Source organism: Nocardiopsis terrae (assembly GCF_014651695.1).
GTDB lineage: Bacteria > Actinomycetota > Actinomycetes > Streptosporangiales > Streptosporangiaceae > Nocardiopsis > Nocardiopsis terrae.
Genome location: NZ_BMXJ01000002.1, coordinates 365,680 through 390,962, shown reverse-complemented (window position 1 = coordinate 390,962; position 25,283 = coordinate 365,680). Strand labels below are relative to the sequence as shown.

Annotated in this window: 21 protein-coding genes and 1 other RNA gene; 17 read left to right on the top strand and 5 right to left on the bottom strand. The window is 69.9% G+C overall.

What is annotated here, in order from left to right; translation table 11 throughout:
- Positions 1-12: 12 nt before the first annotated feature.
- From IE195_RS05785 to IE195_RS05725, 13 genes are all read left to right on the top strand, one after another.
- Positions 13-669, top strand: coding sequence for an HAD family hydrolase (locus tag IE195_RS05785; RefSeq protein WP_191268337.1), 657 nt, complete (start codon positions 13-15; stop codon positions 667-669).
- Positions 670-760: 91 nt separating this feature from the next.
- A complete protein-coding gene (locus tag IE195_RS05780) occupies positions 761-1,219 on the top strand; it encodes a DUF6912 family protein (RefSeq protein ID WP_191268336.1) in 459 nt (152 codons plus the stop codon).
- A gap of 257 nt (positions 1,220-1,476) precedes the next feature.
- The gene (locus IE195_RS05775) at positions 1,477-2,172 is read left to right on the top strand and encodes an HAD family hydrolase (RefSeq protein WP_191269001.1); all 696 of its coding nucleotides are present in this window, start codon (positions 1,477-1,479) and stop codon (positions 2,170-2,172) included.
- Positions 2,173-2,610: 438 nt separating this feature from the next.
- Entirely contained in the window at positions 2,611-7,491 is a 4,881-nt protein-coding gene (locus IE195_RS05770) for an NAD-glutamate dehydrogenase (protein ID WP_191268335.1), read from the top strand.
- Positions 7,492-7,596: 105 nt separating this feature from the next.
- Entirely contained in the window at positions 7,597-8,715 is a 1,119-nt protein-coding gene (prfB, locus tag IE195_RS05765) for a peptide chain release factor 2 (RefSeq protein WP_191268334.1), read from the top strand.
- Positions 8,716-9,082: 367 nt separating this feature from the next.
- Positions 9,083-9,772 carry a cell division ATP-binding protein FtsE gene (gene ftsE, locus IE195_RS05760; RefSeq protein WP_191268333.1) on the top strand — a complete coding sequence of 230 codons (690 nt, stop codon included), beginning with the start codon at positions 9,083-9,085 and terminating at the stop codon, positions 9,770-9,772.
- Positions 9,773-9,861: 89 nt separating this feature from the next.
- Complete coding sequence (gene ftsX, locus IE195_RS05755; RefSeq protein WP_225942330.1) at positions 9,862-10,773, top strand: permease-like cell division protein FtsX; 912 nt, start codon at positions 9,862-9,864, stop codon at positions 10,771-10,773.
- 79 nt (positions 10,774-10,852) lie between these two features.
- A complete protein-coding gene (gene smpB / locus IE195_RS05750; RefSeq protein ID WP_191268332.1) occupies positions 10,853-11,317 on the top strand; it encodes an SsrA-binding protein SmpB in 465 nt (154 codons plus the stop codon).
- A 35-nt stretch (positions 11,318-11,352) separates the two neighbouring features.
- A complete protein-coding gene (locus IE195_RS05745; RefSeq protein WP_191268331.1) occupies positions 11,353-13,389 on the top strand; it encodes a penicillin-binding transpeptidase domain-containing protein in 2,037 nt (678 codons plus the stop codon).
- Between the two features lie 404 nt (positions 13,390-13,793).
- Positions 13,794-14,165: a transfer-messenger RNA gene (gene ssrA, locus IE195_RS05740) on the top strand.
- 279 nt (positions 14,166-14,444) lie between these two features.
- Positions 14,445-15,182, top strand: a complete 738-nt coding sequence (locus IE195_RS05735; RefSeq protein WP_191268330.1) for a CPBP family intramembrane glutamic endopeptidase — start codon at positions 14,445-14,447, stop codon at positions 15,180-15,182.
- A 10-nt stretch (positions 15,183-15,192) separates the two neighbouring features.
- The gene (locus IE195_RS05730; protein ID WP_191268329.1) at positions 15,193-15,525 is read left to right on the top strand and encodes a PadR family transcriptional regulator; all 333 of its coding nucleotides are present in this window, start codon (positions 15,193-15,195) and stop codon (positions 15,523-15,525) included.
- Complete coding sequence (locus IE195_RS05725) at positions 15,522-16,265, top strand: DUF2812 domain-containing protein (RefSeq protein ID WP_191268328.1); 744 nt, start codon at positions 15,522-15,524, stop codon at positions 16,263-16,265. Before IE195_RS05730 ends, IE195_RS05725 begins: the two co-directional genes overlap by 4 nt.
- Positions 16,266-16,277: 12 nt before the next feature.
- Here the strand turns inward: IE195_RS05725 and IE195_RS05720 are convergent, their stop codons facing one another.
- From IE195_RS05720 to nagA, 4 genes are all read right to left on the bottom strand, one after another.
- On the bottom strand, positions 16,278-16,490 hold the full coding sequence (locus tag IE195_RS05720; RefSeq protein WP_229826094.1) for a type II toxin-antitoxin system RelE family toxin: 213 nt from the start codon (positions 16,488-16,490) through the stop codon (positions 16,278-16,280).
- A gap of 276 nt (positions 16,491-16,766) precedes the next feature.
- Positions 16,767-17,273, bottom strand: a complete 507-nt coding sequence (locus tag IE195_RS05715) for an SRPBCC family protein (RefSeq protein ID WP_191268327.1) — start codon at positions 17,271-17,273, stop codon at positions 16,767-16,769.
- 106 nt (positions 17,274-17,379) lie between these two features.
- Entirely contained in the window at positions 17,380-17,688 is a 309-nt protein-coding gene (locus tag IE195_RS05710; RefSeq protein ID WP_191268326.1) for a hypothetical protein, read from the bottom strand.
- 102 nt (positions 17,689-17,790) lie between these two features.
- Positions 17,791-18,924, bottom strand: coding sequence for an N-acetylglucosamine-6-phosphate deacetylase (nagA, locus tag IE195_RS05705; protein ID WP_191268325.1), 1,134 nt, complete (start codon positions 18,922-18,924; stop codon positions 17,791-17,793).
- Positions 18,925-19,556: 632 nt separating this feature from the next.
- On the opposite strand from nagA, the gene IE195_RS05700 reads away from it, so the two are divergent.
- Positions 19,557-20,072, top strand: coding sequence for an NADPH-dependent FMN reductase (locus IE195_RS05700; protein ID WP_191268324.1), 516 nt, complete (start codon positions 19,557-19,559; stop codon positions 20,070-20,072).
- 68 nt (positions 20,073-20,140) lie between these two features.
- On the opposite strand, the gene IE195_RS05695 is transcribed toward IE195_RS05700, so the two are convergent.
- Positions 20,141-21,052 carry a hypothetical protein gene (locus IE195_RS05695; protein ID WP_191268323.1) on the bottom strand — a complete coding sequence of 304 codons (912 nt, stop codon included), beginning with the start codon at positions 21,050-21,052 and terminating at the stop codon, positions 20,141-20,143.
- A 189-nt stretch (positions 21,053-21,241) separates the two neighbouring features.
- On the opposite strand from IE195_RS05695, the gene IE195_RS05690 reads away from it, so the two are divergent.
- Genes IE195_RS05690 through IE195_RS05680 form a run of 3 tightly spaced genes read left to right on the top strand, consistent with a single transcriptional unit; the run spans position 21,242 to position 25,076 of the window.
- Positions 21,242-23,047, top strand: coding sequence for an SGNH/GDSL hydrolase family protein (locus IE195_RS05690; RefSeq protein ID WP_191268322.1), 1,806 nt, complete (start codon positions 21,242-21,244; stop codon positions 23,045-23,047).
- Positions 23,047-24,939, top strand: a complete 1,893-nt coding sequence (locus IE195_RS05685; RefSeq protein ID WP_191268321.1) for an MmpA family trehalose lipid delivery protein — start codon at positions 23,047-23,049, stop codon at positions 24,937-24,939. Before IE195_RS05690 ends, IE195_RS05685 begins: the two co-directional genes overlap by 1 nt.
- The gene (locus IE195_RS05680; protein ID WP_184366037.1) at positions 24,936-25,076 is read left to right on the top strand and encodes a hypothetical protein; all 141 of its coding nucleotides are present in this window, start codon (positions 24,936-24,938) and stop codon (positions 25,074-25,076) included. Before IE195_RS05685 ends, IE195_RS05680 begins: the two co-directional genes overlap by 4 nt.
- Positions 25,077-25,283: the final 207 nt, after the last annotated feature.

Genomic DNA, 25,283 nt, shown 5'->3' with positions numbered 1-25,283 from the left:
GGAGGGGATCGGATGAACGGCGCCCGACGCGGTGTCATCTCGGACTGGGGCGGTGTCCTCACACCGCCCCTGCTCGACGGCATCCGGGCCTGGCTCCAGGCGGACCGGATCGATGCCGAGCACTACTACGAGGTCATGCGGCCGTACTTCGACGGAAGCCTGCCCGACAACCCCGTGCACGCACTGGAGCGGGGTGAGATCGACACGGGTGAGTTCGAACGCGACCTCGCCGCCCTGCTGCGCTCCACGCACGGCGGCCCCGTGGTGGCGGACGGGCTGATCCACCGCATGTTCTCGAACTTCGACCCGGTCCACGACATGTACGAGACCATCCGCTCGGTGCGGGGGAGCGGTGCCAGCACCGCGCTGCTGTCCAACTCCTGGGGCAACGGGTACCCGCGCGAACACTTCGCGGCCACCTTCGACACCGTGGTGATCTCGGGCGAGGTGGGTATGCGCAAGCCCGAGGAGCGCATCTACCTGCACACCTGCGAGCAGATGGGACTCAGCCCCCAGGACTGCGTGTTCATCGACGACCTGGGGCACAACGTGGCGACCGCCGAGTCGCTCGGGATGACCGGCATCCTGCACACCGACGTGGACAGCACCCGCCGGAAGCTGTCCCGCTTCCTGGCCCCCGAGGGCGAACCCGAACGCCAGCGGGTCTGACCGCGGAACCGGTCCGCGGGCGGGGAGCCGGTCCGGTCACCACGGGTTCTTTGGGAAACTCGTAGGGACCCGACCACGTCCTGGAGTGCCCATGTACGTCTTCCTTCCCAGCACCGTCCCCGCTCTGGCGGCCCTGCTCGACGCGGGCCGCCTGGAGGGTGCGGAACTCACCGCCTTCACCGCCGAGCCCGGGCCGGGCGGTGATCTCGAGGAGGCCGAGTACGACGCCATGTACGCGGCCGCCGACGCCTCGCTCGGACTCCTGGCACAGGTCCCCGGGGCGCCCCGCCGCCGCGTGGTGCTCGCCGCGGAGATGCCCGACCACGTCGTCGAACACGAGGCCCGCCACGCCGACGGCGTCGCCCGCGTCAGCGTCCGGGCCGGTGTGCCCTACAAGAAGCTCAGGTCCGCGCACGTGGACGACGCAGACGCGGCCGAGGACATCGCCAGGGCCGCGGCGGACCCCTCCTCCGACGCCGCCGACGAGCACGAACTCATGTGGTTCGCCGTCCAGGAACTGCGCCACCTCGTCGAGGAGTCCCGGATGTGACGGGGGTGGGAACCGCCTCCGCAGCCCGGCCGAACCACGGTGATCTTGCTACCAGGGGCAACTTCGGCGCCGAAATCGCCCCTGGTAGCAAGATCACCGCGAAAGGGGGGCGAACCTGTCAGGGCGGGCTCGGAACCCTGCCCCGGCCGCTGCCCTCTGGCCGGATTCGGACGTCGTTTCCTCCCTGAATCGCCCGTCCGGCACAATGGTTGCGTCCCCGAACCCCGACCGCCGAGGAGTCAGCCATCAGCCGCCTGGTGCTATGGAACATCGACCTCACCCTCCTCGACGTGGGGCAGGTGATGCGGGCCGCCTACGCCGAGGCCTTCGAGAAGGTCACGGGTGAACCGCTGGTCTACCTGACCTCGTCGGCGGGACGCACCGACTCGGAGATGTTCTTCGAGTTCTGCGCCCGGAACTACGTCGATCTCGAACCCGACACCGACACCCTGGCCGACTTCCTGGCCGCTCTCGAGACGGCGTTCGGCGCCCGCCACGAGCAGCTCCTGGCCAAGGGCCGGGTCATGCCGGGGGCCGCGGCCTCCCTGGCCGCCGTCGCCTCCATGCCGGACACCGTCCAGACCGTGGTCAGCGGAAGCACCCGGGCCAACGCCACCGCCAAACTGGTGGCCTTCGGCCTGGACACCCACCTCAACCTGGCCGTGGGCGGGTTCGGTTCGGTGAACTACCCCAAGTCCAGCCTCATCCAGTCCATCCGACTGCACGCCACGGGCGAGGGCGGCCGGGCCTACACCGAGGAGGAGACGGTGTTCGTCACCGGTTCGGCTCCGGACGTGCGCGCCGCCCTGATCGGCGGAGCGACGCCGCTCGCGGTGCTCAACGGGACGGCGACCGAGGGCCAGCTGCGGGAGGCCGGAGCGCAGATGGTGCTCCCCGACCTCAGCGATCCCAGGGCCGTGATGACCGCCGTCCACCGGGCGACGTCCCGATAACGGTCGTGCGCCGTCGGCAGGCGGGGCGCGGCTCCGTGCGCACCCCCGTCAGCCGCCTCGAGGCCCGTGCCGGGACCGGTGCGGCCAGGAGCCCCGGCGATCTCCGCAATCCGTTTCTTACAGTAGGTAACCACCGTGTAACGGTGTTGGTCCTGTTCTCGGGCGCGAAAAGCAGTAGCCTGTTCACGGTCCCCGCGTCGCGGGGACCGCGCAGGGGCAGGGACAACGATGTTCCACCGCCCCGTTTGACGCGACCTGTGCGCACAGGTACCAAGCCGACCACCGCCTTCACGGGTTCACTGCGACCCAAGGCACTCACGAAAAGTCACAACTCAGCACAGAAGTTCACAGGTCAACTGACGAGCCACACACGTCACATGACCGGGTGTTCTCTCATGCGCTCGTGCGACGTTGCTCACAAAGGAGTGAGAGATCCCTATGTCCGGGCAATCCGACGTCATCCTCCAGAAGCTGCTCAGCGACGCGGCCTCCCGGTGGAGTCCCGGGGACCGACTGAGCCCCGAGTCCGCCGACGCGGTCCGCCGCTTCCTTCCCTTCTACTACCGGCACACGGACCCCGAGGAGATCAGCGGGCGCAGCCCCGAGCAGATCTGCGGGACCGCCGAGGCCCACCGCTCCTTCGGCGCCGAGCGAGCCCAGGGGCGGGCCAAGGTCCGGGTCTACACACCGGACCTCGACCGGGACGGCTGGGAGCAGCAGACCAGCATCGTCGAGATCGTCACCGACAACGCACCCTTCCTCGTCTCCTCCGTCACCATGGCCCTGCGGGACCTGGGCGCCGGGGTACGGCTGATCATCCACCCCCAGATGACCGTCGGCCGGGACCTGTCCGGCCGCCTCCTGGAGGTCGACCCGGAGATCGGCGGCGACGGCCTGCTGCCCACCGACGAGTCGTGGATGCACATCGAGATCGACCGCCAGAGCGATCCCGACCGGGTCAAGGAGATCACCACCAGGCTGGAGCGCGTCCTCAACGACGTCCGCTGCGTGGACGAGGACTCCGCCAAGATGAACGACCGGGTCATCCGGATCGCCGACGAGCTGGCCGCCTACCCGGACCGCCTGGTCTCGGGCGGCGTCGACCAGCGTGAGATCGGCGAGAGCGTCGACTTCCTGCGCTGGATGGCCAGCCGCCACTTCACCTTCATGGGCTACCGCGAGTACTCCCTCGTCACCGACGAGAACGGCGACGACTCGCTGCGCCCCGAGCCCGGCACCGGCCTGGGCATCCTGCGGATGGACTCGCCCGCCTCCACCAGTTTCGCGGCCCTGCCCCCGGAGATCCGGGCCAAGGCCCGTGAGCCCTACGTCCTGGTGCTCACCAAGGCCAACTCCCGCGCCACCGTCTACCGGCCCAAGTACCTGGACTACATCGGGGTCAAGAAGTTCGACGCCCAGGGCAACATCGTCGGCGAACGCCGCTTCCTCGGCCTGTTCACCTCCCAGGCCAACACCAGCAGCATCGCCCAGATCCCGATCCTGCGCCGCAAGCAGGCCGAGGTCCTCTCCCTGGCCGGGTTCGAGGCCGAGAGCTACGACGGCAAGGACCTGATCGAGCTCCTGGAGACCTTCCCCCGCGAGGAGCTGCTCCAGATCCCCGTGGGCGAGCTCTACAACATCGTCCGCGGCGTCCTGCGCCTGCGCGACCGCCGCGGCACCAAGCTGTTCATGCGCCGCGACCCCTACGGCGGCCGGTACATCTCCTGCTTCGTGTACATGCCGCGCGACGAGTACAGCACCCGGGTGCGACTGGAGATCCAGAAGGTCCTCGCCGACGCCTTCCAGGGCGCCACCATGGACCACAACGTGATGATCGGCGCCGCCCCGCTGGCCCGCCTCTACCTGGTGGCCCGCGCCCGGCCCGGACACACCCTCGCCGACATCGACCAGGTCGCCCTGGAGGAGAAGGTCCGCCAGGCGGCCCGCTCCTGGGACGTCGACTTCGACGACGCCCTCATCGACGAGTTCGGCCCGACCCGCGCCACCACGCTCAAGGAGCGCTACGCCTCCGGGCTCACCGAGGCGTACAAGGTCGACAACAGCCCGGCCTTCGCCGCCAGGGACATCGCCCGGGTCGAGGACCTGCTCAAGCGGACCACCCCGGGCTCCCGCCAGGGCGAGTTCTCGGCCGGCCTCTACCAGCCCGAAGGGGCCGACGCCTCGACCTGGCGGTTCCGCCTGGCCCGGATCGGCGAACCCATCTCGCTGTCCCGTGTGCTGCCCGTACTGGAGCACCTCGGCGTCGAGGTGGTCGACGAGCGCCCCTACGACCTGCACGTCGAGGGCCTCGACAAGGTCTGGATCTACGACTTCGGACTCGGTCCGCTGGAGTCCTCGGACCTCTCGCCCGCCCGGCTCAAGGCGCTCTTCGAGGACGCCTTCGACGCCTCCTGGCGCGATCTCAGCGAGTCCGACCGCTTCAACGCCCTGGTCGTGCGCGCAGGGCTCGACTGGCGCCAGCTCACCGTCCTGCGCGCCTACGCCAAGTACCTGCGGCAGACCGGGTCCACCTTCAGCCCCGACTACCTGGCCGACGTCCTCGTCGCCAACGTGGGGATCGCCAACCTGCTGGTGGAGCTCTTCGAGAACCGCTTCGACCCCGACCAGGCCGACGAGGGCCGCGACGAGCGCTGCGAGGTGATCGCAGGCAAGGTCAGGAGCGAACTGGAGGGCGTGGCCAGCCTGGACCACGACCGCATCCTGCGCTCGTTCCTGGCGGTCATCCAGGCCACCCTGCGCACCAACCACTACCAGGGCGGAAGCGAACGCCACCCCTACCTGGTGCTCAAGCTCGACCCGCAGGAGATCCCGGACCTGCCCAACCCGCGGCCCCGGTTCGAGATGTACGTCTACTCGCCGCGCGTCGAGGGCGTCCACCTGCGCTTCGGCTCCGTGGCCCGCGGCGGCCTGCGCTGGTCGGACCGGTTCGAGGACTTCCGCACCGAGGTCCTCGGCCTGGTCAAGGCCCAGATGGTGAAGAACTCCGTCATCGTGCCCAGCGGCGCCAAGGGTGGGTTCGTCTGCAAGCGGCTGCCCGTCGGGGGCAGCCGTGAGGAGGTGTCGGCTGAGGTCGTCTCCTGCTACAAGCAGTTCATCAGCGGCCTGCTCGACGTCACCGACAACCTCGTCGACGGCCGCGTCGTGCACCCCGAGCGCACGGTCCGGCACGACGCCGACGACTCCTACCTGGTGGTCGCCGCCGACAAGGGCACCGCCACCTTCTCGGACACCGCCAACGCGATCTCCATCGAGCGCGGCTTCTGGCTGGGCGACGCCTTCGCCAGCGGCGGCTCGGTCGGTTACGACCACAAGGCGATGGGCATCACCGCCCGCGGCGCCTGGGAGTCGGTGCGGTACCACTTCCGCGAGATGGGCGTCGACGTCCAGCAGCAGCCGTTCACCGTTGTCGGGATCGGTGACATGTCCGGTGACGTGTTCGGCAACGGGATGCTGCTGTCCAAGCAGATCAAGCTGGTGGCCGCCTTCGACCACCGCCACGTCTTCCTCGACCCGGACCCGGACCCCGCGGCATCCTGGGCCGAACGCGAGCGGTTGTTCCGCCTCCCGCGCAGCACCTGGGAGGACTACGATCCCGAGCTGATCTCCGAGGGCGGGGGCGTGCACCCGCGCACCGCCAAGTCGATCACCCTCACCCCGCAGGTACGCGAGGCCCTGGGTATCGACGAGGACGTCACGGCGCTCACCCCGGACGAGCTCATCCGGTACGTGCTCACCTCGCCGGTGGACCTGCTGTGGAACGGCGGTATCGGCACCTACGTCAAGGCCAGCGGCGAGACCGACGCCGACGTCGGTGACAAGACCAACGACCAGGTGCGCGTCGACGCCTCCGCGCTGCGCGTGAAGGTGGTCGGGGAGGGCGGCAACCTGGGCCTGACCCAGCCCGCCCGGATCGAGTTCGCCCGGGAGGGCGGCCGGGTCAACAGTGACTTCATCGACAACTCCGCCGGTGTGGACACCTCCGACCACGAGGTCAACATCAAGATCATGCTGGACCGCGAGGTGCAGGCCGGCGAACTCGCCAAGGACGATCGCGACCAGCTGTTCATCGACATGACCGACGAGGTCGCCTCGCTGGTCCTGGACAACAACTACGCCCAGAACACGGTGCTGGCCGCCGCGCGCAAGCAGGCCCACGAGATGCTGCACGTGCACGGCCGCTACATGCGCCAACTGGAGCGCGCCAAGGTCCTCAAGCGCAAGCAGGAGGACCTGCCCTCGGACAAGGCGATCGCCGAACGGCGAGCCCAGGGCAAGGGGTTGACCGGCCCGGAGTTCGCGACGCTGCTCTCCTACACCAAGATCAGCCTCAAGGACCAGATCGAGCTCTCCGACCTGGCCGACGACCCCTACCTGGCGTCGACCCTGACGGACTACTTCCCGACGCCGCTGCGCTCGGACCGCTTCGCCCCGGGTGTGGAGTCCCACCCGCTGCGCAAGGAGATCATCGTCAACCAGGTGACCAACCAGATGGTCAACCGGTCGGGAATCACCTACGCGTTCCGCCTCAACGAGGAGCTGGGCTCCAGCGCCGCGGACATCGCCCGCGCCTACCTGGTGGTCCAGGACGTCCTCCAGCTGCGCAGGTTCTGGGGCGAGATCGAGGAGCTGGACCACCGGATCTCCGTGGACAGCCAGCTGGCGCTGTTGCTGGAGACCCGCAAGCTCGCCGAGCGCTCCGCCCGGTGGCTGCTGCGCAAGCGGACCTTCCCGTTCGACCTGAGCAGTGAGATCGGCTTCTTCGCCGAGGGCGTGGGCGAGGTCCTGCCCCAACTGGAGGACCTGCTGCGCGGCCGCGACCGGGAGGCCTTCGAGGAGCGCCGCGACCGGTACACCTCGATGGGAGTGCCCACCGGCCTGGCCGGGCAGGTCGCCGCCATGGTGCCCGCCTACTCCACCCTGGACCTGGTGGAGATCGCGCACCGCACCGGCCACCCGGTCGGCCGGGTGGCCAGCCTGTACTTCGAACTGGCCGACCGGTTCAACATCAGCTGGTGGCGTGAGCGGATCATCGACCTGCCGCGGGACGACCGCTGGGGCACGATGGCCCGTTCGGCGCTGCGCGACGACCTGTACACGGCGCACGCCGACCTGACCGGCCGGGTCCTGGAGTCGGGGACGGCGGAGTCCAACCCCGAACTGATCGCCGGCTGGACCGAGCAGAACGAGACCGCGGTGCAGCGCGCCGGGATCACCCTCTCGGAGATCCAGGAGAACGAGCGCTTCGACCTGGCCACCCTGTCGGTGGCCCTGCGGTCCATCCGTTCCCTGGTCGGCTAGGGAACGGGCACACGAGGGGCGTGCGGGTGACCGCGCGCCCCTTTCGCGCCTTCCGGGAAGTGCGGATGGGGGACCGCCCCTTCACTGGGTCCTACACTGGGTCCCGTGGCAGAACTGGACCCAGCAGAGAAGATCAAGGAACTCGCGGCGACCCTGGCGAGTGTGACCGCCGTGTTGGACCTGGAGGCGATGCAGACCCAGATCGCCGAACTGCGCGAGCAGTCCGCGGACCCCGACCTGTGGTCCGACCAGGGCAACGCGCAGAAGGTGACGCGCCAGCTCTCCGTTCTGGAGTCCATGGTCAACAAGGTCGGTGGCATCAGGCAGCGCCTCGACGACCTCGGGGTGCTCTACGAGCTCGCCGAGACCGAGGACGACCCGGACACCAAGGCCGAGGCGGACCGTGAGCTCGAGCAGCTCCGCAAGGACATCGGTGAGCTGGAGGTGCGTACGCTCCTCAACGGGCCGCACGACGAGAACGAAGCCATCGTCACCATCAACTCCCAGGCCGGCGGCGTCGACGCCGCCGACTGGGCGCAGATGCTCCAGCGCATGTACCTGCGCTGGGCGGAACGGCACGGATACCCCACGGATGTCTACGAGACCTCCTACGCGGAGGAGGCGGGCATCAAGTCCACCTCGTTCGTGGTCAAGGCGCCCTTCGCCTACGGCACGCTGAGGGGGGAGCACGGCACCCACCGGCTGGTGCGCATCTCGCCCTTCGACAACCAGAACCGGCGCCAGACCTCGTTCGCCGGCGTGGACGTCGTGCCGGTGGTCGAACAGAGCGACCACATCGAGATCGACGAGACCGAGCTGCGAGTGGACGTGTACCGTTCCAGCGGTCCCGGCGGTCAGGGCGTCAACACCACGGACTCCGCGGTGCGCATCACCCACCTGCCGACGGGCATCGTGGTCTCCTGCCAGAACGAGCGTTCGCAGCTGCAGAACAAGGCGACCGCGATGTCGATGCTCCAGGCCAAGCTCCTGGCCCGCAAGCGCGAGGAGGAGCAGGCCGCCCTGGACGAGATCCGCGGCGACTCGGTGAGCAGCTGGGGGACCCAGATGCGCAACTACGTCCTGCACCCCTACCAGAGTGTCAAGGACGTGCGGACCGGCGCGGAGACCGGTAACACCTCGGGTGTCCTGGACGGCGAGATCGACGGTTTCATCGACGCCGAGATCCGGTGGATGCGCAGTAGGGAGAAGAACGAGGAGAACTGACCCACCGGGCCCTCCGAACCGCGGTGTCCCCGCCCCGAAGGCGGGGACACGCCCGGTCGCGGCATTCCCACTCAGGGTGAGTGAATGCGCGTGGCGAGCGGCCTTGTATCCAGATGGTGACGCCCGCGTCTCCGTAGTTTTACCGAAACTACTATATGTGAACGTTATCATCGGTTGACACCTCCGATATGCTCGTGGCTGTTGTCCGATAGTGCTCTGATCTCCACAGATCTCGCGGGTGTGACGGGACCTGGACAATCCGGGCCGCGGCCCCCTCTAAACTGTCGGTGGCCATGCGGCCGGTACGATCCCGAGCGGAGCTCTCTCCGTCGGGTGCCCATACCTTCGAGAGCCTTGTGATGCGCCTGTGATCCACTTCGATAACGTCACCAAGCAGTACCTGACCCAGAAGCGCCCCGCGCTCGACGGTGTTTCCATCGACGTGGACAAGGGCGAGTTCGTCTTCCTGGTCGGCCCGTCCGGCTCGGGCAAGTCGACCTTCCTGCGCTTGGTGCTGAAAGAGGAGAAGCCCAACGAGGGTCGCGTGCACGTCGCGGGCAAGGACCTGGCGCGCCTGTCCAACTGGAAGGTTCCGCACCTGCGCCGCCGCATCGGCTGCGTCTTCCAGGACTTCCGCCTGCTGCCGAACAAGAACGTCTTCGAGAACGTCGCCTTCGCCCTGGAGGTCATCGGCAAGCCCCGGCGGTTCATCAAGAAGGTCGTGCCCGAGGTCGTCGAACTCGTCGGGCTCGAAGGCAAGGCCGGGCGGATGCCCGGGGAGCTCTCCGGCGGTGAGCAGCAGCGCGTGGCCATCGCCCGCGCCTTCGTCAACCGCCCGCAGATCCTGCTGGCCGACGAGCCCACCGGAAACATCGACCCGGCGACCTCCATCGGCATCATGAAGGTCCTGGACCGAATCAACCGCACGGGAACCACCGTCGTCATGGCGACGCACGACGCCGCCATCGTCGACTCGATGCGCAAGCGCGTGATCGAGCTTGAAGAGGGCTTGGTGGTGCGCGACCAGACGCGAGGCGTCTACGGCCAGGCGTACTGACCTCTGGCACGCTCGTCGCCGCGCGGTCGGTCGGCGACCGCGAGACAACCGGCACGGCGAAGCCCCGAAGGATGGACCTTTAACAGATCATGCGAGCACAATTCGTTCTCTCCGAGACGTGGATCGGCCTACGTCGCAACCTGACGATGACCATCGCCGTCATCACGACGGTGGCCATCTCCCTCGCCTTGTTCGGTGCCGGTCTGCTGGTCAACCAGCAGGTTTCCGAGATGCGCAACTACTGGGACCAGCGGATCACGCTGACCGTCTACATGTGTAACGACATCTCCCCGACCGCGGCCTGCCAGGAGAACGGCGCCGCGACCGAAGAGGACCGCGAGGCGCTGGAGGAGCAGCTCCGGTCGCTGTCGGAGGTCGAGGACTTCCGCTACCTCACCGCCTCCGAGGCGTGGGCCGACTTCCAGGAGCGCATCGGCTCCTCCAACGAGGCGCTCGCGGAGGCCGCGCAGGAGGGTGACATCCCGGAGAACTACCGGGTCCAGCTCACCAACCCCGACCACTACGACACGGTCCGCGCGGCGGTCGACGGCGCGTCCGGCGTCGACTCGGTCTCCAACGACCAGCGGGTCCTCGAACAGTTCTTCGGGCTGCTCGACGGGCTCAAGTGGGCCGCCCTCGTGGTCGCCGGCGTCCAGTTGGCCGCCGCCGCACTGCTGATCGGCAACACCATCCGCCTGTCGGCCTACAGCCGCCGCCGGGAGACCGGCATCATGCGGCTGGTCGGTGCGTCGAACTTCTACATCCAGCTGCCCTTCCTCCTGGAGGGCGCCATCGCCGGTTTCATCGGCGGTGTGATCGCGTCCGGGTTCATCGTGGCCACCAGGTACACGCTGCTCACCCAGATCGAGGAGTGGTTCCAGTTCGACGTGGCACTCGGCACGGGTGCCCTGCTCTACGTCATCGGTGTGTCGATGATCCTCGGTGTGCTCCTGTGCACCGTTACCTCGTTCCTCACCCTGCGCCGCTACCTGAAGGTCTGACGGGTCACCGCCGGACACGGGCGGGCCGGGTACCGGGGGGTCACACAGTGGCCCCCCGGACGCATGAAGGGATACAACCGTGGCCAAGGAAACCGGGCAGAAGAAGATCGCCCAGAACCGGCGGGCCCGGCACGACTACCACATCGACGAAACCTACGAGGCGGGTCTGGTCCTGACCGGAACCGAGGTCAAGTCCCTCCGGCAGGGGCGGGCCTCACTCGTGGACGGCTTCGCGCACATCCACGACGGTGAGGTGTGGTTGGAGGGCGTGCACATCCCGGAGTACACCCAGGGAACCTGGACCAACCACTCGGCCCGCAGATCACGTAAGCTACTCCTGCACCGCGAGCAGATCTCCCGGCTGATCGGCAAGACCCGTGAGCCCGGGCGCACGCTGGTTCCGCTGTCGCTGTACTTCAGCGACGGTCGGGCCAAGGTGGAGATCGCTCTGGCTCGCGGTAAGCGCGAGTACGACAAGCGCCACGCCATCGCCGAACGTGAAGCCAAGCGTGACATGGAACGCGCGCTTCGCCGACGCCGTTGAGCCGTCCCATGAGGCGCCTGAAAGGAACACACAAGGTGTCCCCCCGTCCCCTCGGCCGCAGGATCGCGGCCGCCAGCAGTGGCCTGATCGTCGCCCTGGGCCTTGCGGCGTGTACAACCCACCCCAGCCCGGAGGTGGCGGTCAGGTCCTTCCTCCTCGCCTGGCAGGACGGGAACTACGCCGAGGCCGCCCGCCACACCGACGGTGACCCCGAAGAGGTCGAGCGGGCCCTGGCCGACGTCCACGACCAGCTCGACCTCGCCTCCATCCGTTTCGACCTCGGCCAGATGTCCCTGCGGGGTGAGTCCGCGACCGCCCAGTTCGAGGTCGCCGCGGACCTGGGCATCGGGGACCCGATGTGGAGCTACACCGGGCGGATGCCCCTGGAGGACGGCCCGGCGGGCTGGCGGATCAGCTGGTCGCCCGGGGTCATCCACCCCGACCTGGGCGAGGGTGAACGCCTCGCGGTCAGCTACGAGATCGAGGACCGCGGTCAGATCCTCGACCGGGAGGGCGAACCCCTGGTCTCCGCGGACAGCGTCACCGCCTTCGGTGTGCTGCCCGCCGACATGGAGGACAAGGAGGCGGGCGTCACCGAGCTCGCCGAACTCCTCGAGGAGGAGCCCGAACCGCTGCTCAACCGGGTGCGTTCCGCTCCGCCCGAGCAGTTCCAGCCGCTGGTCCTGATGCGCGACGCGGAACTGGACGGAGCCCTCCTGCGCGAAGCCGGGAAGATCTCCGGTGTCGACACGCAGGAAGTCAAGATCAACCTGTCCCCCCGGGTCGCACCCTTCCTCCTCGGTGAGGTCGCGGGTACAGCCGAGCACCGGGTCTCCGCCCGGGTCTCCGGCTCCTACCAGGCCGGCGACACCGTCGGCCTGAGCGGCCTGCAGAACATCTTCCAGCACGAACTCGCCGGCTCGGCCACCACCCAGGTGGTGACCCTCGGAGGGGACGGCGAGCAGACCGACGTCCTGGAGTCGTGGGAGGGCGTCCGCAGCGGCGGCGTCGAGACCACCCTCGACCTGTCCACGCAGAGCGCCGCGGAGAGCGCGCTGGAGGCGCTGCCCGGCAACGGGTACATCGTCGCCGTCGACTCCACCAACGGTGAGGTCCTGGCCGCGGCGAACGCCTCGGGCAGCGCGGCCGACGACGGCGCCTTCACCGGCTCCTACGCCCCGGGCGGGGCCTTCACCCTGGTGTCGTCCCTGGCCGCCCTGGACTCGGGCGCGGTCACCGGGGACACCCCGATGCCCTGCGGCTTCCAGTCGGAGATCGGTGACCAGGTCTTCACCAACCCCAGCAGCGGGTTCCTCTCCGACAACCCCACCCTGGCCCGCAACCTGGCCTACATGTGCACCGTCGGCTTCGTGGACATCGCCTCCGAGGTCGGCCCCGAGGCGCTCACCGACACCGCCGCCCGGCTCGGCCTGGGCGCCGACTGGCAGCTCCCGCTGCCCGTCTCCTCCGGCACCGTCGACATCGACGGCGGTGACGCCGACGTGGCCTCCGCGATGGTCGGTGAGCACGGTGTCCGGACGAGCCCGCTCGCCATGGCCCTGGCCGCCGGCGCCGTAGCCGACGGCTCCTGGCACGCGCCCACCCTCGTCCGCGAGGAGGGGCCGACCCGGTCCGGGGAGAACTCACTCGACGAGGCGCACCTGGAAGTGGTCCGGGAGGGGTTGCGGAACGCGGTCGCCAACCGGATGCCCGAGCTGAACCTCGGCGGGGAAGAGGTGTCCGGCCAGGCCGCCCGCACCGAACAGGACGACACGGCCCTGCACTGGTTCGTCGGTTACCAGGGTGAGGTCGCCTTCGCGGTGCTGGCCGAGGTCGATCCCGAGACGACCCAGTGGCAGCAGTACGCCGTCACCGCCGCGGTGAGCTTCCTCAACGGAATGGCCGACGGGACCGTGACCGAGGGCCAGGTGCCCCCGGTCGAGGCCCCGGCCCCGCCGACGGACGCTCCGGGCACCCAGACCGGACCCGGTACCCAGACCGGTCCGGGAACCGAGGCCGGTCCGGGTACGGAAACCGGTCCGGGGACCGAAACCGACCTCAACGGGACCTGACCGGAAGACGCGGAGAAAAGAGGGACGCCGCCGGAGCAACCCACGGGTGCTTCGGCGGCGTCTTTCCCTATGACTGGGATCGCGACAGGGGGTAGCGGCCAGTCGCAGAGGGCAGGACCTCGTCTCGGGGGAGGCCCTGCCGGTTCCAAAGGTCGGCCCGACCCTGCCGACCGCCCCCGTGAGTTGCGTAGACCAGATCTGGAGTCCGCCTCACGGGGGTTTCTCCCTGTTCTGGAGGGTGTAGGGGGACCGCCCCGGTCCGAACCAGGATCTTTGCCCGTAGCGGGAATCAGCTTGGTTCCCACACTGTTCAACAGGTAGAGTGACGAACACGAGAGTGCTCGCACACTCGCATGTCGGCCTCCTCGAACCCACGGGTGACGGGGGGTCTTGACAACTTCACAGGGGGTGATCGGTTTCGACTTCGGTAGTCGTTCCAGGGGAAGCGGGTCGAGGGTTGCGTTTGTGACCTCGTTAATCCTGCATTCGCATAAATTCAAGTGCCAATTCTAAGCGCACTGAGTTCGCTCTCGCTGCCTAAGCGATTGTGACTCTGTCGGTCCGGGCTCGTCATCGGCTCGGGATCCGGCACCATTCAGATGACTCACCGCTCAGATCAGGCCACGGGGCCTGAGTGGGACATTTTCGTGGCTGGGCCTGTCAGCGATGTGTCTGTGCAAGCGCTGGGGCCGAGTAGAACGACATCGCAGACTGCACCCGGAGAAGCCCTGGCTCGGTGCTGAAGGACGCGGGTTCGATTCCCGCCACCTCCACCTCAACGAGACGGCCCTGTTCGCGCGTGCGGACAGGGCCGTTTTGTCGTTCCTGCCGGGGAACCGCCGCAGACCCCCTCGCACTCCTCGGTCTCCGGACCGCGGGGCGCTTTCCCGTGTCCGGGCCCGGGTGCGGGTCCGAGCGGGTCAAGGGGGTCCCGCGGGCGCTTCACCGTCTGCTCCCTCGCTCCCGGTGCTGGAGGGGTTCGTGCGGCTACCTAGGTTGTAATCCTAACTAGATTGCTTTACCTTCTAAGTAGTGCAACCGATGAAGGAGACACCATGCCCCCCGAGTTCCCCGTCCCCGACTTCTCTGCTCCGGCTCTGGCCGTGGCCGCGGTCATGGCCGCCTATCTGCTGCTGGTCGAGCCGCTGTGGGGGAAGAGCTGGTTCGAGCGGATGAAACGCGATCGCGACACCGACCCGAACGCCTTCACGCGTCTCTTCGGGTGGGGCATGGTGGGCGCCTGGGGCATGACCGCCCTCGTCGCGGCAGCCGTCCTGCTCTCCCCGGGGGTCTCCTGGGCGCACCTGGGGTTCACTCCGGGAATGGACTGGAGCTTGTTCGCGGGAATCGTGGCCGGGGCGTTCGCCGGGACCGCGCTGTTCGCCTTTCTGGCCTGGCGGTACGGGTTCGGTCCGCAGATCCTGACGGAGCTGCGGCCGAGGAACGGGCGTGAGCGCCGGTACGCGGTCGGTGTCTCGGTCACCGCCGGGATCTGCGAGGAGATCGTCTTCCGCGGCCTGTTCATCGCCGTCGGCGTCTCCCTGGGACTGCCGCTCTACGCTGCGGCGGGGATCAGTCTCGCGATCTTCACCCTCGCTCACCTGTACCAGGGTCCGAAGGCGATGGCGGGGGTCGGGCTTATCGGTTTCTTCCTGACCTACCTGTACCTGAGCACCGGGAGTCTGCTGCTGCCGATCCTGCTGCACGTGCTGATCGACCTGCGCGGGTTCCTGCTCACCCCTGAGCCCAGGAGCGCCGACAGGGAGCCCGAGAGCGTCGCCACCGCGGCCTGAAGGAGTACTGATGGACCGACGATCGAGCTGGTTGAAAGGCGTCCTCGACCTCCTGGTCCTGGCCGGGCTGACCGAGGGGGAGAGCTACGGCTACGCTCTGGCGGCCCGGCTGGACGAGGCCGGGTTCGGCCGGATCAAGGGCGGCACCCTCTACCCGGTGCTGAACCGGTTGGAGGAGGCGGGACTGGTGGTCGCGGAGTTCCGGGCGGCGGCGAAAGGGCCGGGGCGGCGTTACTACCAACTGACCGACCGCGGCCGTGAGGTCCTCGCGGAGCAGGGCGCCGCGTGGCTGGAGTTCGACGGATCCGTGCGCGAGGTCCTCGGGAAGGGCGGTATCCGATGAGTTACCTGGACGAACTGGAGAAGCTGCTGCGCGAGCGCGGCGTGGCGCCGGAGTGGATCCGGGCCACGACGGACGACCTCGCTGCCTTCATGGCCGAGGGCGGTACGGACCCGGAAGAGGAGTTCGGTCCGGTGGCCGAGTTCGCCGACGACCTCACCGGGGAGGGCTGCGGGACCGGATCCGCGACCGGGCCCGGGACCGAGACCCTGGTGTGGGGTGCGGACGCCTTCGAGTCGCCCGCCCGGATGAACGAGATGGGCGCCCAGGGGTGGGAGGTCGACCGGGTGGATCCCAGGGGCCGCTTCGTCAGCCACCGGGGCGAACACCCCCAAACCTGGGAGTACCGGCAGGAGTCCGCCCTCGGGAGCAGGGAGCGGGCACGGACGGCCGACCGGCTGGCTTCGGAGGGCTGGGAGCCGTGCGGCCACTACTTCGTCTTCGCCTACTTCAAGCGGGCCCGGGCCGCGCTGGTCGGCCCGCGGGCGGAGCTGACCGAACGGCCCGAGCCCGCCCGGAAACGCTTCTTCTGGAGTCTCCCGGGCCTGGCGGTGACCGCGATCGCCCTGGTTGTCGGGGTCACCGGGTTGTTCGGTCTGGCACAGACCCTCCGGGCGGGCGATACCGCGGACCGGGTGGCGACCCTCTCGGGCGCCCTGGCGGGCGCTGCCACGGGAGTGGCCGCCATGACCCTCGTGTTCTGGCTCCTCTTCAAACTGTTCGCCAAGGTCCGGAACCGCTGAACCCGGCCGGGTTCAGCGGCCGGGGTTCCGGTAGGTGTCCCCGCGGTGGCCCACCGCCACCATGCGGATGACCACCTGTCCGTCGATCACGTCGTAGATCACCCGGTAGCGGCCCGCCCAGAGGCGATAACGGTCCGCATAGCCGGAGAGAGCCCTGATGCCGGAGCCCGGGCGCCTCGGATCGTCCTCCTCCAGCTCGGCCTGCCGGGCGAGGTAGGCATCCACCGCGTCTTCCAGGGCTTCGAAGTCCTCGATCGGGACGATGGCCGCGGCAGGGAGCCGTTCCGGGTGAGCGCGGTCGGATCGCCGTGCTGGGCCTTGGTGATCAGCTCGGAGAGGTGGGCTCTGGCGTCACGGATGCCCGTGCTGTGCCCGCTCATGTCACCGATCGCACCTTGGTGCACATAAAAGTTGTACGCATTTGAGCTTTCTCCGCGTTGTCCGGTGAACCGTGCCCCGGTGCCGGGAGAGAGTCGGCTCGTGATCGGTCCGGATGCGGGGTCAGCGCACTTCGGTCAGTGGGCCGAAGTGGTTTCGGGTGTCCTTGACCAGGGAGGCGAGCAGGCTCTCGGCCAGGGGTCTGCCCAGCTGGAGAGCGCTGTCCAGACCCTTCCACGGGGTGAAGGCGAACGACCACACGAGCTTGCTTCCGCCGTCGAAGGGGAGCACGTGGTAGTCCTCGGCGAAGGCGCCGAACACGGGGAGGGTGCCCTCGGTGGCGTGGAAGGACTTGCGGCGGTCGGTCTCGTCCCAGCGGAAGAAGCGCTCGCGCATCCGGTACGCCCCCAGGACACTCGCCTCGCGGGTGGTGCCCACGCCGTAGGGCGCCTCGGAGGTGTAGCGCACGTCGGGCAGCGCCCGGCACCAGGACAGGGGCAGGGGCGAGGTGAGCTCGGCCCAGACCTCGTCGGGGGAGGCGGCCAGTTCGAGCCCCACGCGCCAGCGCATGGGCGCGGTGTCGAAGAAGGTCTCGTCGACGGGGTCGAGTGCGTAGCGGAAGGTGGTCACGAAGGGTCCTGTTCGTCCGGGGGCGCCTCCGGTGAAGGTACCAACTCCCGCGGTGGCACGGAGAGGGGGCGGCGCCGGCCGGCGCCGCCCCCTGGTGTACGGCTTCCTATTCCTTGGTGGCCCCGACGAGCCATGCGACCTTGTGGGCGGTGAGCGGCACGCTCCCGCTGTTGCCCAGATGAACCCCGAACGAGGCGATGAACGCGAAGTCGTGTTCACGGCGCTCGCAGATCACGTCCTCGACCGCGTGCGCGGAGGACGGGTTGCGCACCCGGAGACAGAGCGCGGGTTCGTCGACCACTTCCGCCCGGACCTCGTAGCGGGACAGTTCGCTGGCGAGTTTGCCGAGGTGTTCGTGTTCCTCGGAGGGCACCCGGGTCGGCTGCTGCTCGTCGGCCTGTCTCGACTTGGCCATGGCGAATCCTTTCGTGTCAAGCACGGTGCTTTCCTCGACGCCCTGTCCATAATTGTTGCCCAGGGGCAAGTTACTAATCCGTACCGTGCGCACGACACGCCGTTACGCTACCCAACTGCCCCGATACATCACGGCGTCGACCGAAAGGTCCTCATTGAGCACCACGAGGTCGGCGTGGCCCCCGACCTCGACGCTCCCGACGCCGGACAGCCCCAGCGCCGCGGACGGAACCGAGGACGCCGAGCGGATCGCCTCCGCCGCGGGAACGCCCGCGGCGACCGCGTTGCGCACCGCCTGGGGCAGCACGATCGTGCTGGAGGCGATCGCGCCCGTCTCCACCACGTGTGCCCTTCCGTCCGTCACGCGCACGCGCAGCTCGCCGAGCGTGTACTCGCCGTCCCCCAGACCCGTCGCCGACATCGCGTCGGTCACCAGCGAGACCCGGTCCGGGCCGGCCGCGTCGAACACCAGCCGTGCGGCCCCCGGATGGACGTGCACGTTGTCCAGGATCAGCTCCACGGTCACGCGTTCGTCCCCCAGCACCGCTGCGATCGGCCCCGGGTCGCGGTGGTTCAGCGGGCGCATCGCGTTGTACACGTGGGTGGCCACCCTCGCCCCGGCGTCGATCGCGGCGAGGGTCTGCTCGTAGCTGGCCTCGGTGTGTCCGACCGCCGCCACGACGCCGGAGGAGTGCGCCGCCCCGATCAGGTCCAGGGCTCCGGGCAGCTCCGGGGCCACCGTGATCATCCGGACGTGTCCGCGTCCGGCCCTGAGCCAGGCGTCGAACTCGGTGGTGTCGGGGTCGCGCAGCAGGTCGGGGTCGTGGGCGCCGCACTTGGACCGTGCGATGAACGGCCCTTCGAGGTAGATTCCGGCCAGTTCGCCCGCGTCGCACAGTTCGGCCAGTGCTTCGACCTGACGGAGCGTGTTCCGGGGGCTGGCCGCGACCAGGCCGCCGACCAGGGAGGTCACCCCGGCCCGGCGGTTGAAGGCCACGATCTCCCGAACCCCGTCCGGATCGGCGTCGGGGAAGGCGTGCCCCGTACCGCCGTGGATGTGGGTGTCGACCAGCCCCGGCGCGACCAACCGTCCGCCGAGGTCCTGCCGCTCGCCCGGGCCGGGATCGCCGGTACCGAGTTCGGCCACCCTGCCGTTCTCGATCCGGACCCAGGCTTCACGGGTTCCGTCGGCCGTCACGGCACGCGCGCCGGTCAGGATGAGGGGTGTCTGGAGCATGTTTCGGGCTCTCCCTGCGTCTGGGGGTCCGCTGTCGAGCGGGTGCCGAGTCTTGTGTGTCGTAAATTACATCCGGATGACCGAGTGGTTCGGCTGAGGCCGTGCGCACCTCAGCCGGGTCACGTATTCCCAGCGGAACAGGGTGATCCCGCTCCCTGGGACGGTTGTCCGCGAGGTGGACCGGGCCGCGCGGAGCCCGCCAGCCCCGAAGGAGGGGAGGCGGCACGCATTGACGATAGCGGCAGGAGCGCCCCATGATGGAGACATGTCCGCCGGTGAGCTGCTTGTCCAGCGCCTGCATGTCGATCTGAGACAGCAGGCGAGCGCGCTCTGTCGTAGCTAGCGCCTTGCGGGGTTCGCGCCCCGCGCCACGGTTCTGACCCGTGCCCCTGTGCCCTTACGCAGACACCGGACGCTCATCTCTCCCAACTGGGTCCCGGACCTCTTCCACTGGTCCGATTGAGCACCCCGCCCGAGCCGACGCACACGAGCCCCGGACGACGAGGTCCCGCTCCGCTTCGGTTCATGAGGAACAACGGTCCTCCTCCGGTGTCAACGATTCCGATCACCGCCCCCCGCGTTCCTTCCGGTCGATCCCGGCTTGCTCTGACCGAACCCAGGAGTTCTCCGCCATGACTCGTTTCACCGTGCTCGTCGCCGCACCCCAGACCCACTCCTCCGTGCACACGGCCGCGCTGCGCGCCGCGGCGGAGGTCGCCACCCGGGCCGGCGTGACCTCCCGCCCCGAACTCATCGACCTGGCCGAGCTGGGCCCGGACCTGCTCAACGAGTCCTCGGACGCCGTGGCCGAGGCCCTGGACCGGATCCAGCGCAGCGACGTGCTGCTGGTGGCCTCCCCCCAGGTGCACGGCACCTACACCGGGCTGCTCAAGGTCTTCCTGGACCGGCTGCCCGAGCTCGGCCTGGGCCACACGGTCGCGGTCCCGCTGGCCGTCGTCGAGGACCTGCGCAACAGCCGCGGCATCGAGGAGGACCTGCGGATCCTCCTCGCCGACCTGGGCGCCTGGGTCGCCGAGCCCGGCCTGATCCTGGCCACCGACGAGACCCGCCAGCCGGAGAGCGTCGTGCGCGCCTGGGCCGACGTGGCCGCACCCGGTCTGCGCGAGGCCGTCTCCGTCGCCGCCTAGCGCGGGTCCCGGCCGGGGCCGGGCGGCTCCCGGTCGCCGCGGGCCCGCCGGTGGTCCGCCGTCCGGGACTACTCGGCCCGTGCGGGGGCGCCCTCCCCGCGCAGCCTGCTGGTGTCGGCCTCCGCCCTGGCCACGTTGCCGCGGACCAGGACCACCACGACCAGGGTCAGCGCGAAACCCCCGACCCGCAGCGCCAGCGTCAGCGGGTCCTGGGGCAGTTGTTCGCCGAACAGGACCGTGCCGACCACCACCACGAACACGTTGCCGACCACGTTGGACACCGGAGCCGTGATGGAGGCGCGGGAGCGCTGGAGCGAGGTCTGGAAGAGCACGATGCCCACCGCCCAGCCCAGCGCGTACAGATAGGGGTAGGGCGAGAGCAGGGCGGGGACGATCGCTGCCAGCAGACCGTTGTCGGCGAGCAGGCCGCCCAGGCCCTTGCCCTGGAGCCCCGCGCTGCCCTGGGCGAGCCCGGCGGCGGCACCCATCGCGGCGGCCGAGACGTACCTGCCCCGGCCGCCCGCGAAGCCCATCGCGGCCACGCACGCCACGACCGTGACCACACTGACCGTGATCAGCAGCGGGGCGCTTGCGGTCGTGCCGGTCTCGGCACCGTCGGCGGTGGACAGGCTGAGCAGACCCAGGGCCACCGGCATGACGCCCAGCGCCACGTACTCGCCCCTGGTGATCCGCTCGCCCAGCACCAGCGTGATGACCAGCAGCATGGTGGCCACGCCCGCCGCGAAGGCCGGTTGGGCCACGGACACCGGGGCCAGGCCGAGGGAGACGATCAGGCCCACGCTGCCCAGGGCGGCGAAGAGGCAGCCGAACACCCAGCGCGGGTTACCCAGCAGTACCCTGGCCAGGTGCAGGGGGCGGTTGATCGAGATCGACTCGCAGCCGTGCAGGGCGCGCTGTTCGACGGTCAGGCCGACCGTGTAGACCACTGCGGAGAGCAGCGCGACCAGGAGTCCGATCACGGCGGGCACCTTTCGGCTCGGTGTGGTGGGGTCCGGCTGGGCAGCAGGTTGACGGGCTCCATATAACCAGTTCTAGTCTGGTCTGGCGAGCTTCTGCCCCCAGGTCCTCCGACCGGGGGTGATGGTGCTCTGATGTCGGACAGGAACCTGTAACTATCCGCGAGGCGCGGCGGCGGGAGATGGGGCACGGTGCAGGACCCGGGCGAGGACGACGCCACCCCCGAAGAGGAGCCCCCGGGACACGGCCCCCGCCGGAGCCGCTGGTCCCTGCGTGTGCCCCCCTGGCTGACCGCCGAGCACTGGCGCGGCCTGACCTGGCGCGATCTCGCGGCGCGGCAGCGGGCCGGATCCCGTTTCGAACCCGGCCCGCTGGGGCTGCTCGGCGTCATGCTCGCCGCCATGGCCGCCACCCTGCTGATCCTGCAGACCGGCTCCGGCGGGCTGGGCGGAGGCCGGGAAGAACTCGCCGACGAACCCGTCTCCGTTCCGGGGCCGCCCGACGGGCGGCTGCGCATGATGATGGTGGGCGACTCCGCGACCCAGGGCAGCAGCGGCGACCACACCTGGCGCTACCACCTGTGGTCTCACCTGTCGGACCAGGGCGTCGACTTCGACTTCGTCGGCCCCAGCGACGGCATGTACTCCCTCGACGAGCGGGAAGCCGGCGACCACACCTACGCCGAGCCGGACTTCGACACCGACCACGCCGCCCGCTGGGGCGCCACCGCCCAGGACCTGTCCTCCGACATCGCCCGGGTCGCCGCCGAGCACGAACCCCAGTACCTGCTCCTCCTCGCCGGGACCGAGGACATCCTGGCCGGGGGCGGCGCCGACCACGCCCTCGACGGCATCGCCGAGACCGTCTCCACGGTGCGGGTGGTGCTCGACGAGGCCCGGTTCGTGGTCGGCGAGCTCCCCCGCGTGCACGGCACCGACGACGACGGGCGGGTCAACGACGAGATCGCCCGGTTCAACATGGGCCTGGTCGACCTCGCCGGACAGATGTCCTCCGGGTCCTCGCCCGTGGTCGTCGCCCAGGTCGCGAAGGACTACTCCCCGGCCGACGACAACTGGGACGCGAACAACCCGAACGTACGGGGTGAACTCAGGATCGCCGCGGCCTTCGCCGACGCGCTCGCCGAACCGCTGGGCGTGGGGTCCCGTTTCCCCCGGCCGCTGCCGGAGCTCTCCACCGGCCCGCGGATCGCTCCCGAACCCGACTACGAGGAGACCGACGACGGACTCCTGCTCACCTGGGCGGCGGTCCCGGGCGCCACCGACTACCGGGTCCTGCAGCGCAGGGTGAACCCCTCCCCGGACGAGGCGTCGGTGATCCCCGCGGAGGTCGTCGGCGAGGGGGACCAGCGTTCCCTGCGTGTCGAGTCGCTCTTCAGCGGAGCCCGTTACGAGTTCACCGTACGTCCCCTCAAGGGCCGCGACGAGGGCGTGGAGTCCGAGCCCATCCAGCTGGTGTGGGACGACGATCCGCCACCCGGGCCCTCCTGGGTGCGGGTCCAGGCGGAGGGTTCGGTGGTGACCTGGGAGGACGTGGCGGAGGCCGGGCACTACGAGGTCTGGGTCCGGCAGTTGGAGTGCGTCCCCGACGACCGCCCGGCGCCCGCCGACGACCGGCGTGCGCCCGGTGACGTCCAAACGGAGGACTCGGGCACCGACGGGCAGGACGGTACCGGCAGCCGGGAGCCCGGGGAGGAGGATCCGAGACCGTCCCCCTCGTCGCCGCAGACACCGCGGCCCGAACCCGAACCGGCCCCCCGACCCTCCCCGCCCCCCGCCCCGGAGCCCTCGGGCGGCACGTCCTGCGAGCCCCGGGACGGGCGGGGGCCCGAGGACGGCGAGGGCTGGCGCACGCTCGGCTCGGCCGGTGAGCGGCCGCGCTGGGAGGCGACGGTCTCCGGGCCCTACGAGGTCGTGGTCCGCTCCTACCGGGACTACGTGGAGGGCGGCTACTCCGACAGCGTCGTCCTGGGGGACTGATGGGAGCCCCCGCGCGTGTGCTGCCCTGGACGGTGGGGCTGGTCGCGGCGGTGCTCGCGCTGGGGCCCGCGCTGGGGCCCGGGTACGTGCTCCGGTACGACATGCTCTTCGTCCCCGGGCTCTCGCTTCCCACGGTGCTGGCCGGGGCGGACGGTTTTCCGCGGGCGATCCCGAGCGACGCCGTGGTGGCGGCCCTGTCCCTGGTCCTGCCGGGTGACGTGGTGCAGGCCCTCGCCCTGCTGGCGGTGTTCACCCTGGGCGGAGCGGGCGCCTTCCGGCTGCTGGCCCGGCTGGTGTGCGGTGCCGGGCGGGTTCCGGGGCCCGTGCTGGCAGCAGGCGCGGCGGCCGGGACGGCCTACGTCTGGAACCCGTTCGTGGCCGAACGCCTGCTGTTGGGCCAGTGGGCGGTCCTGCTCGGTTACGCCGGGCTGCCGTGGGTGGTGTGGGCGGTGGTTCGGACGGCGTCGGCACGACCGGCGGCGGGCCTGTCCGGGCTGGTGTGCTCGTTGGTTCCGGCCGCGGTCGGGGGTTTCTCCTCGGTGGTGCTGAGCGCGCTCACCGCCGGACCGCAGGCTCTGGCGGGACCGCGTCGCTGGCGGTCCGCGGGCCTGTTCCTGTTCGCGTTGGTGCTGGTGTCCCTGCCGTGGCTGGTGCCGTCACTGTCCAGCGGCGCGGCCACGGACCCGGCCGGGGTGGAGGCCTTCGCGGCCCGGTCGGACACCCCGTTCGGCGCGGTGGGGTCACTGCTGGCGCTCGGCGGGGTGTGGAACTCGGGCGCGGTGCCGCCGGGCTACGGCGAACCGGTGACGGCGCTGGCGCGCCTCCTGCTCTGCGCGGCCTCCCTGGCCGGGTGGGCGTGGTGGCTGTACCGGGCCCCTCCGGCGGTGGGGACCGGGCTCTCGGTGTCGGCCGCGGCGGGGTTCGGGATCGCGCTCCTGGGGGTGTTCGCTCCGGGGAGGGAGTTCCTGGCCGCGCTGATCGGCCTGTGGCCGGGGTTCGGGCCGCTGCGCGACGGTCAGTTGTACCTGGCGCCGCTCGCCCTGGTGCAGGCGCTCGGGTTGGGAGCGGTGTTGCTGTGGCTGTTGCGGGCGCTGCCGGTCCGGGGAGGCGCGGGCCTTGCTGCGGACACGGGCGGAACGGGTCCGGCGGGGGAGAGGGACCGGAGCGGTTTGCCTCTGTGGCGGGTGGGGGCTGTGGTGTTCACGGTGTTCCTGCCCGTGGTGGTGCTGCCGGGGTTGCTGTGGGGGGCGGGGGGCCGGTTGGCCCCGGTGCAGTACCCGGATTCGTGGCTGGCGGCGCGGGACGCGGTGGCCGCCGACGACCGCCCCGGTGCCGTCCTGGTACTGCCGTGGAGCGCGTACCGGGGGCTGGAGTGGTCCGGTGAACCTGTGGTGGTGCTCGATCCGGCGACCAAGCTGTTCGACCGCCGCACGCTCTGGAACGACGACCTGAGGGTGGGCGCCGAGGACGGCGGGTCCGTCGTGGTGACCGGTGAGGACGCCCGGGCGCGGGAGGCGGCCCGCCTGCTCGAACCCGATCCCGAGACCGCTCTGCCCGGGTCCGGCCGGTCGCGTGATCCCGACGCGTTGGCGGAGCTCCTGGGTGGCCTCGGGGTGCGCTACGTCGTCGTGTCGGCGCCAGTCGATAACCGGTTCTGGTCCGGTGCCGAAACTTTGTCGCCGGTGGTCGAAGAATCCGACATGACCTTGTTGGAAGTGTCGGACCAGCACATCAAGGCGGATAAAGACGACATCTCAGGGTTGGAAGTTACCGGGGGGTTAGTTACAGTTGGGGCAATCATCTGGTCTATAGCTAGATCAGGTTCTAGTCTCGGGTTCCAGCGCCCCCAACCACGAACGGGCCGGGGCGCGCGGAAGGAGATCCCCAAGTGATCAAGGTAATCGCCGCCTGTGTGATCGGTGCGGCTCTGGCGGGAGGTGCCACCGTGGTGGCCACCAGCCTCGCCACCGAGTCCACCGCGACCGCGGAACCGGTGAACGAAACCCTCTACAACTACGGCGACCGCTAGACAGCCGTTTTCTGCGGAGGGCGGGCGTCCCGTCGCCGGCGGGGCGCCCGGCCCCGCACACCCCTCGCGACCGCACCCCACGCGGCCGCCCACCCCCCACTGACGTCCGGTCGACGGGTCTGTTCGGCGTGCGCTCGGCACACCCCGAAGCAGTCACACAAGGTTCCTGGTCAATTCCCAAGGGTGATCAGGCTCAGGAGTCGCGCC

Bases quoted from the DNA above. Each gene is read 5' to 3' on its own strand.
- IE195_RS05785 (WP_191268337.1), top strand. From the start codon at position 13: ATGAACGGCGCCCGACGCGGTGTCATCTCGGACTGGGGCGGTGTCCTC.
- IE195_RS05780 (WP_191268336.1), top strand. From the start codon at position 761: ATGTACGTCTTCCTTCCCAGCACCGTCCCCGCTCTGGCGGCCCTGCTC.
- IE195_RS05770 (WP_191268335.1), top strand. From the start codon at position 2,611: ATGTCCGGGCAATCCGACGTCATCCTCCAGAAGCTGCTCAGCGACGCG.
- ftsX (WP_225942330.1), top strand. From the start codon at position 9,862: ATGCGAGCACAATTCGTTCTCTCCGAGACGTGGATCGGCCTACGTCGC.
- IE195_RS05735 (WP_191268330.1), top strand. From the start codon at position 14,445: ATGCCCCCCGAGTTCCCCGTCCCCGACTTCTCTGCTCCGGCTCTGGCC.
- IE195_RS05730 (WP_191268329.1), top strand. From the start codon at position 15,193: ATGGACCGACGATCGAGCTGGTTGAAAGGCGTCCTCGACCTCCTGGTC.
- IE195_RS05725 (WP_191268328.1), top strand. From the start codon at position 15,522: ATGAGTTACCTGGACGAACTGGAGAAGCTGCTGCGCGAGCGCGGCGTG.
- IE195_RS05710 (WP_191268326.1), bottom strand. From the start codon at position 17,688: ATGGCCAAGTCGAGACAGGCCGACGAGCAGCAGCCGACCCGGGTGCCC.
- nagA (WP_191268325.1), bottom strand. From the start codon at position 18,924: ATGCTCCAGACACCCCTCATCCTGACCGGCGCGCGTGCCGTGACGGCC.
- IE195_RS05700 (WP_191268324.1), top strand. From the start codon at position 19,557: ATGACTCGTTTCACCGTGCTCGTCGCCGCACCCCAGACCCACTCCTCC.
- IE195_RS05685 (WP_191268321.1), top strand. From the start codon at position 23,047: ATGGGAGCCCCCGCGCGTGTGCTGCCCTGGACGGTGGGGCTGGTCGCG.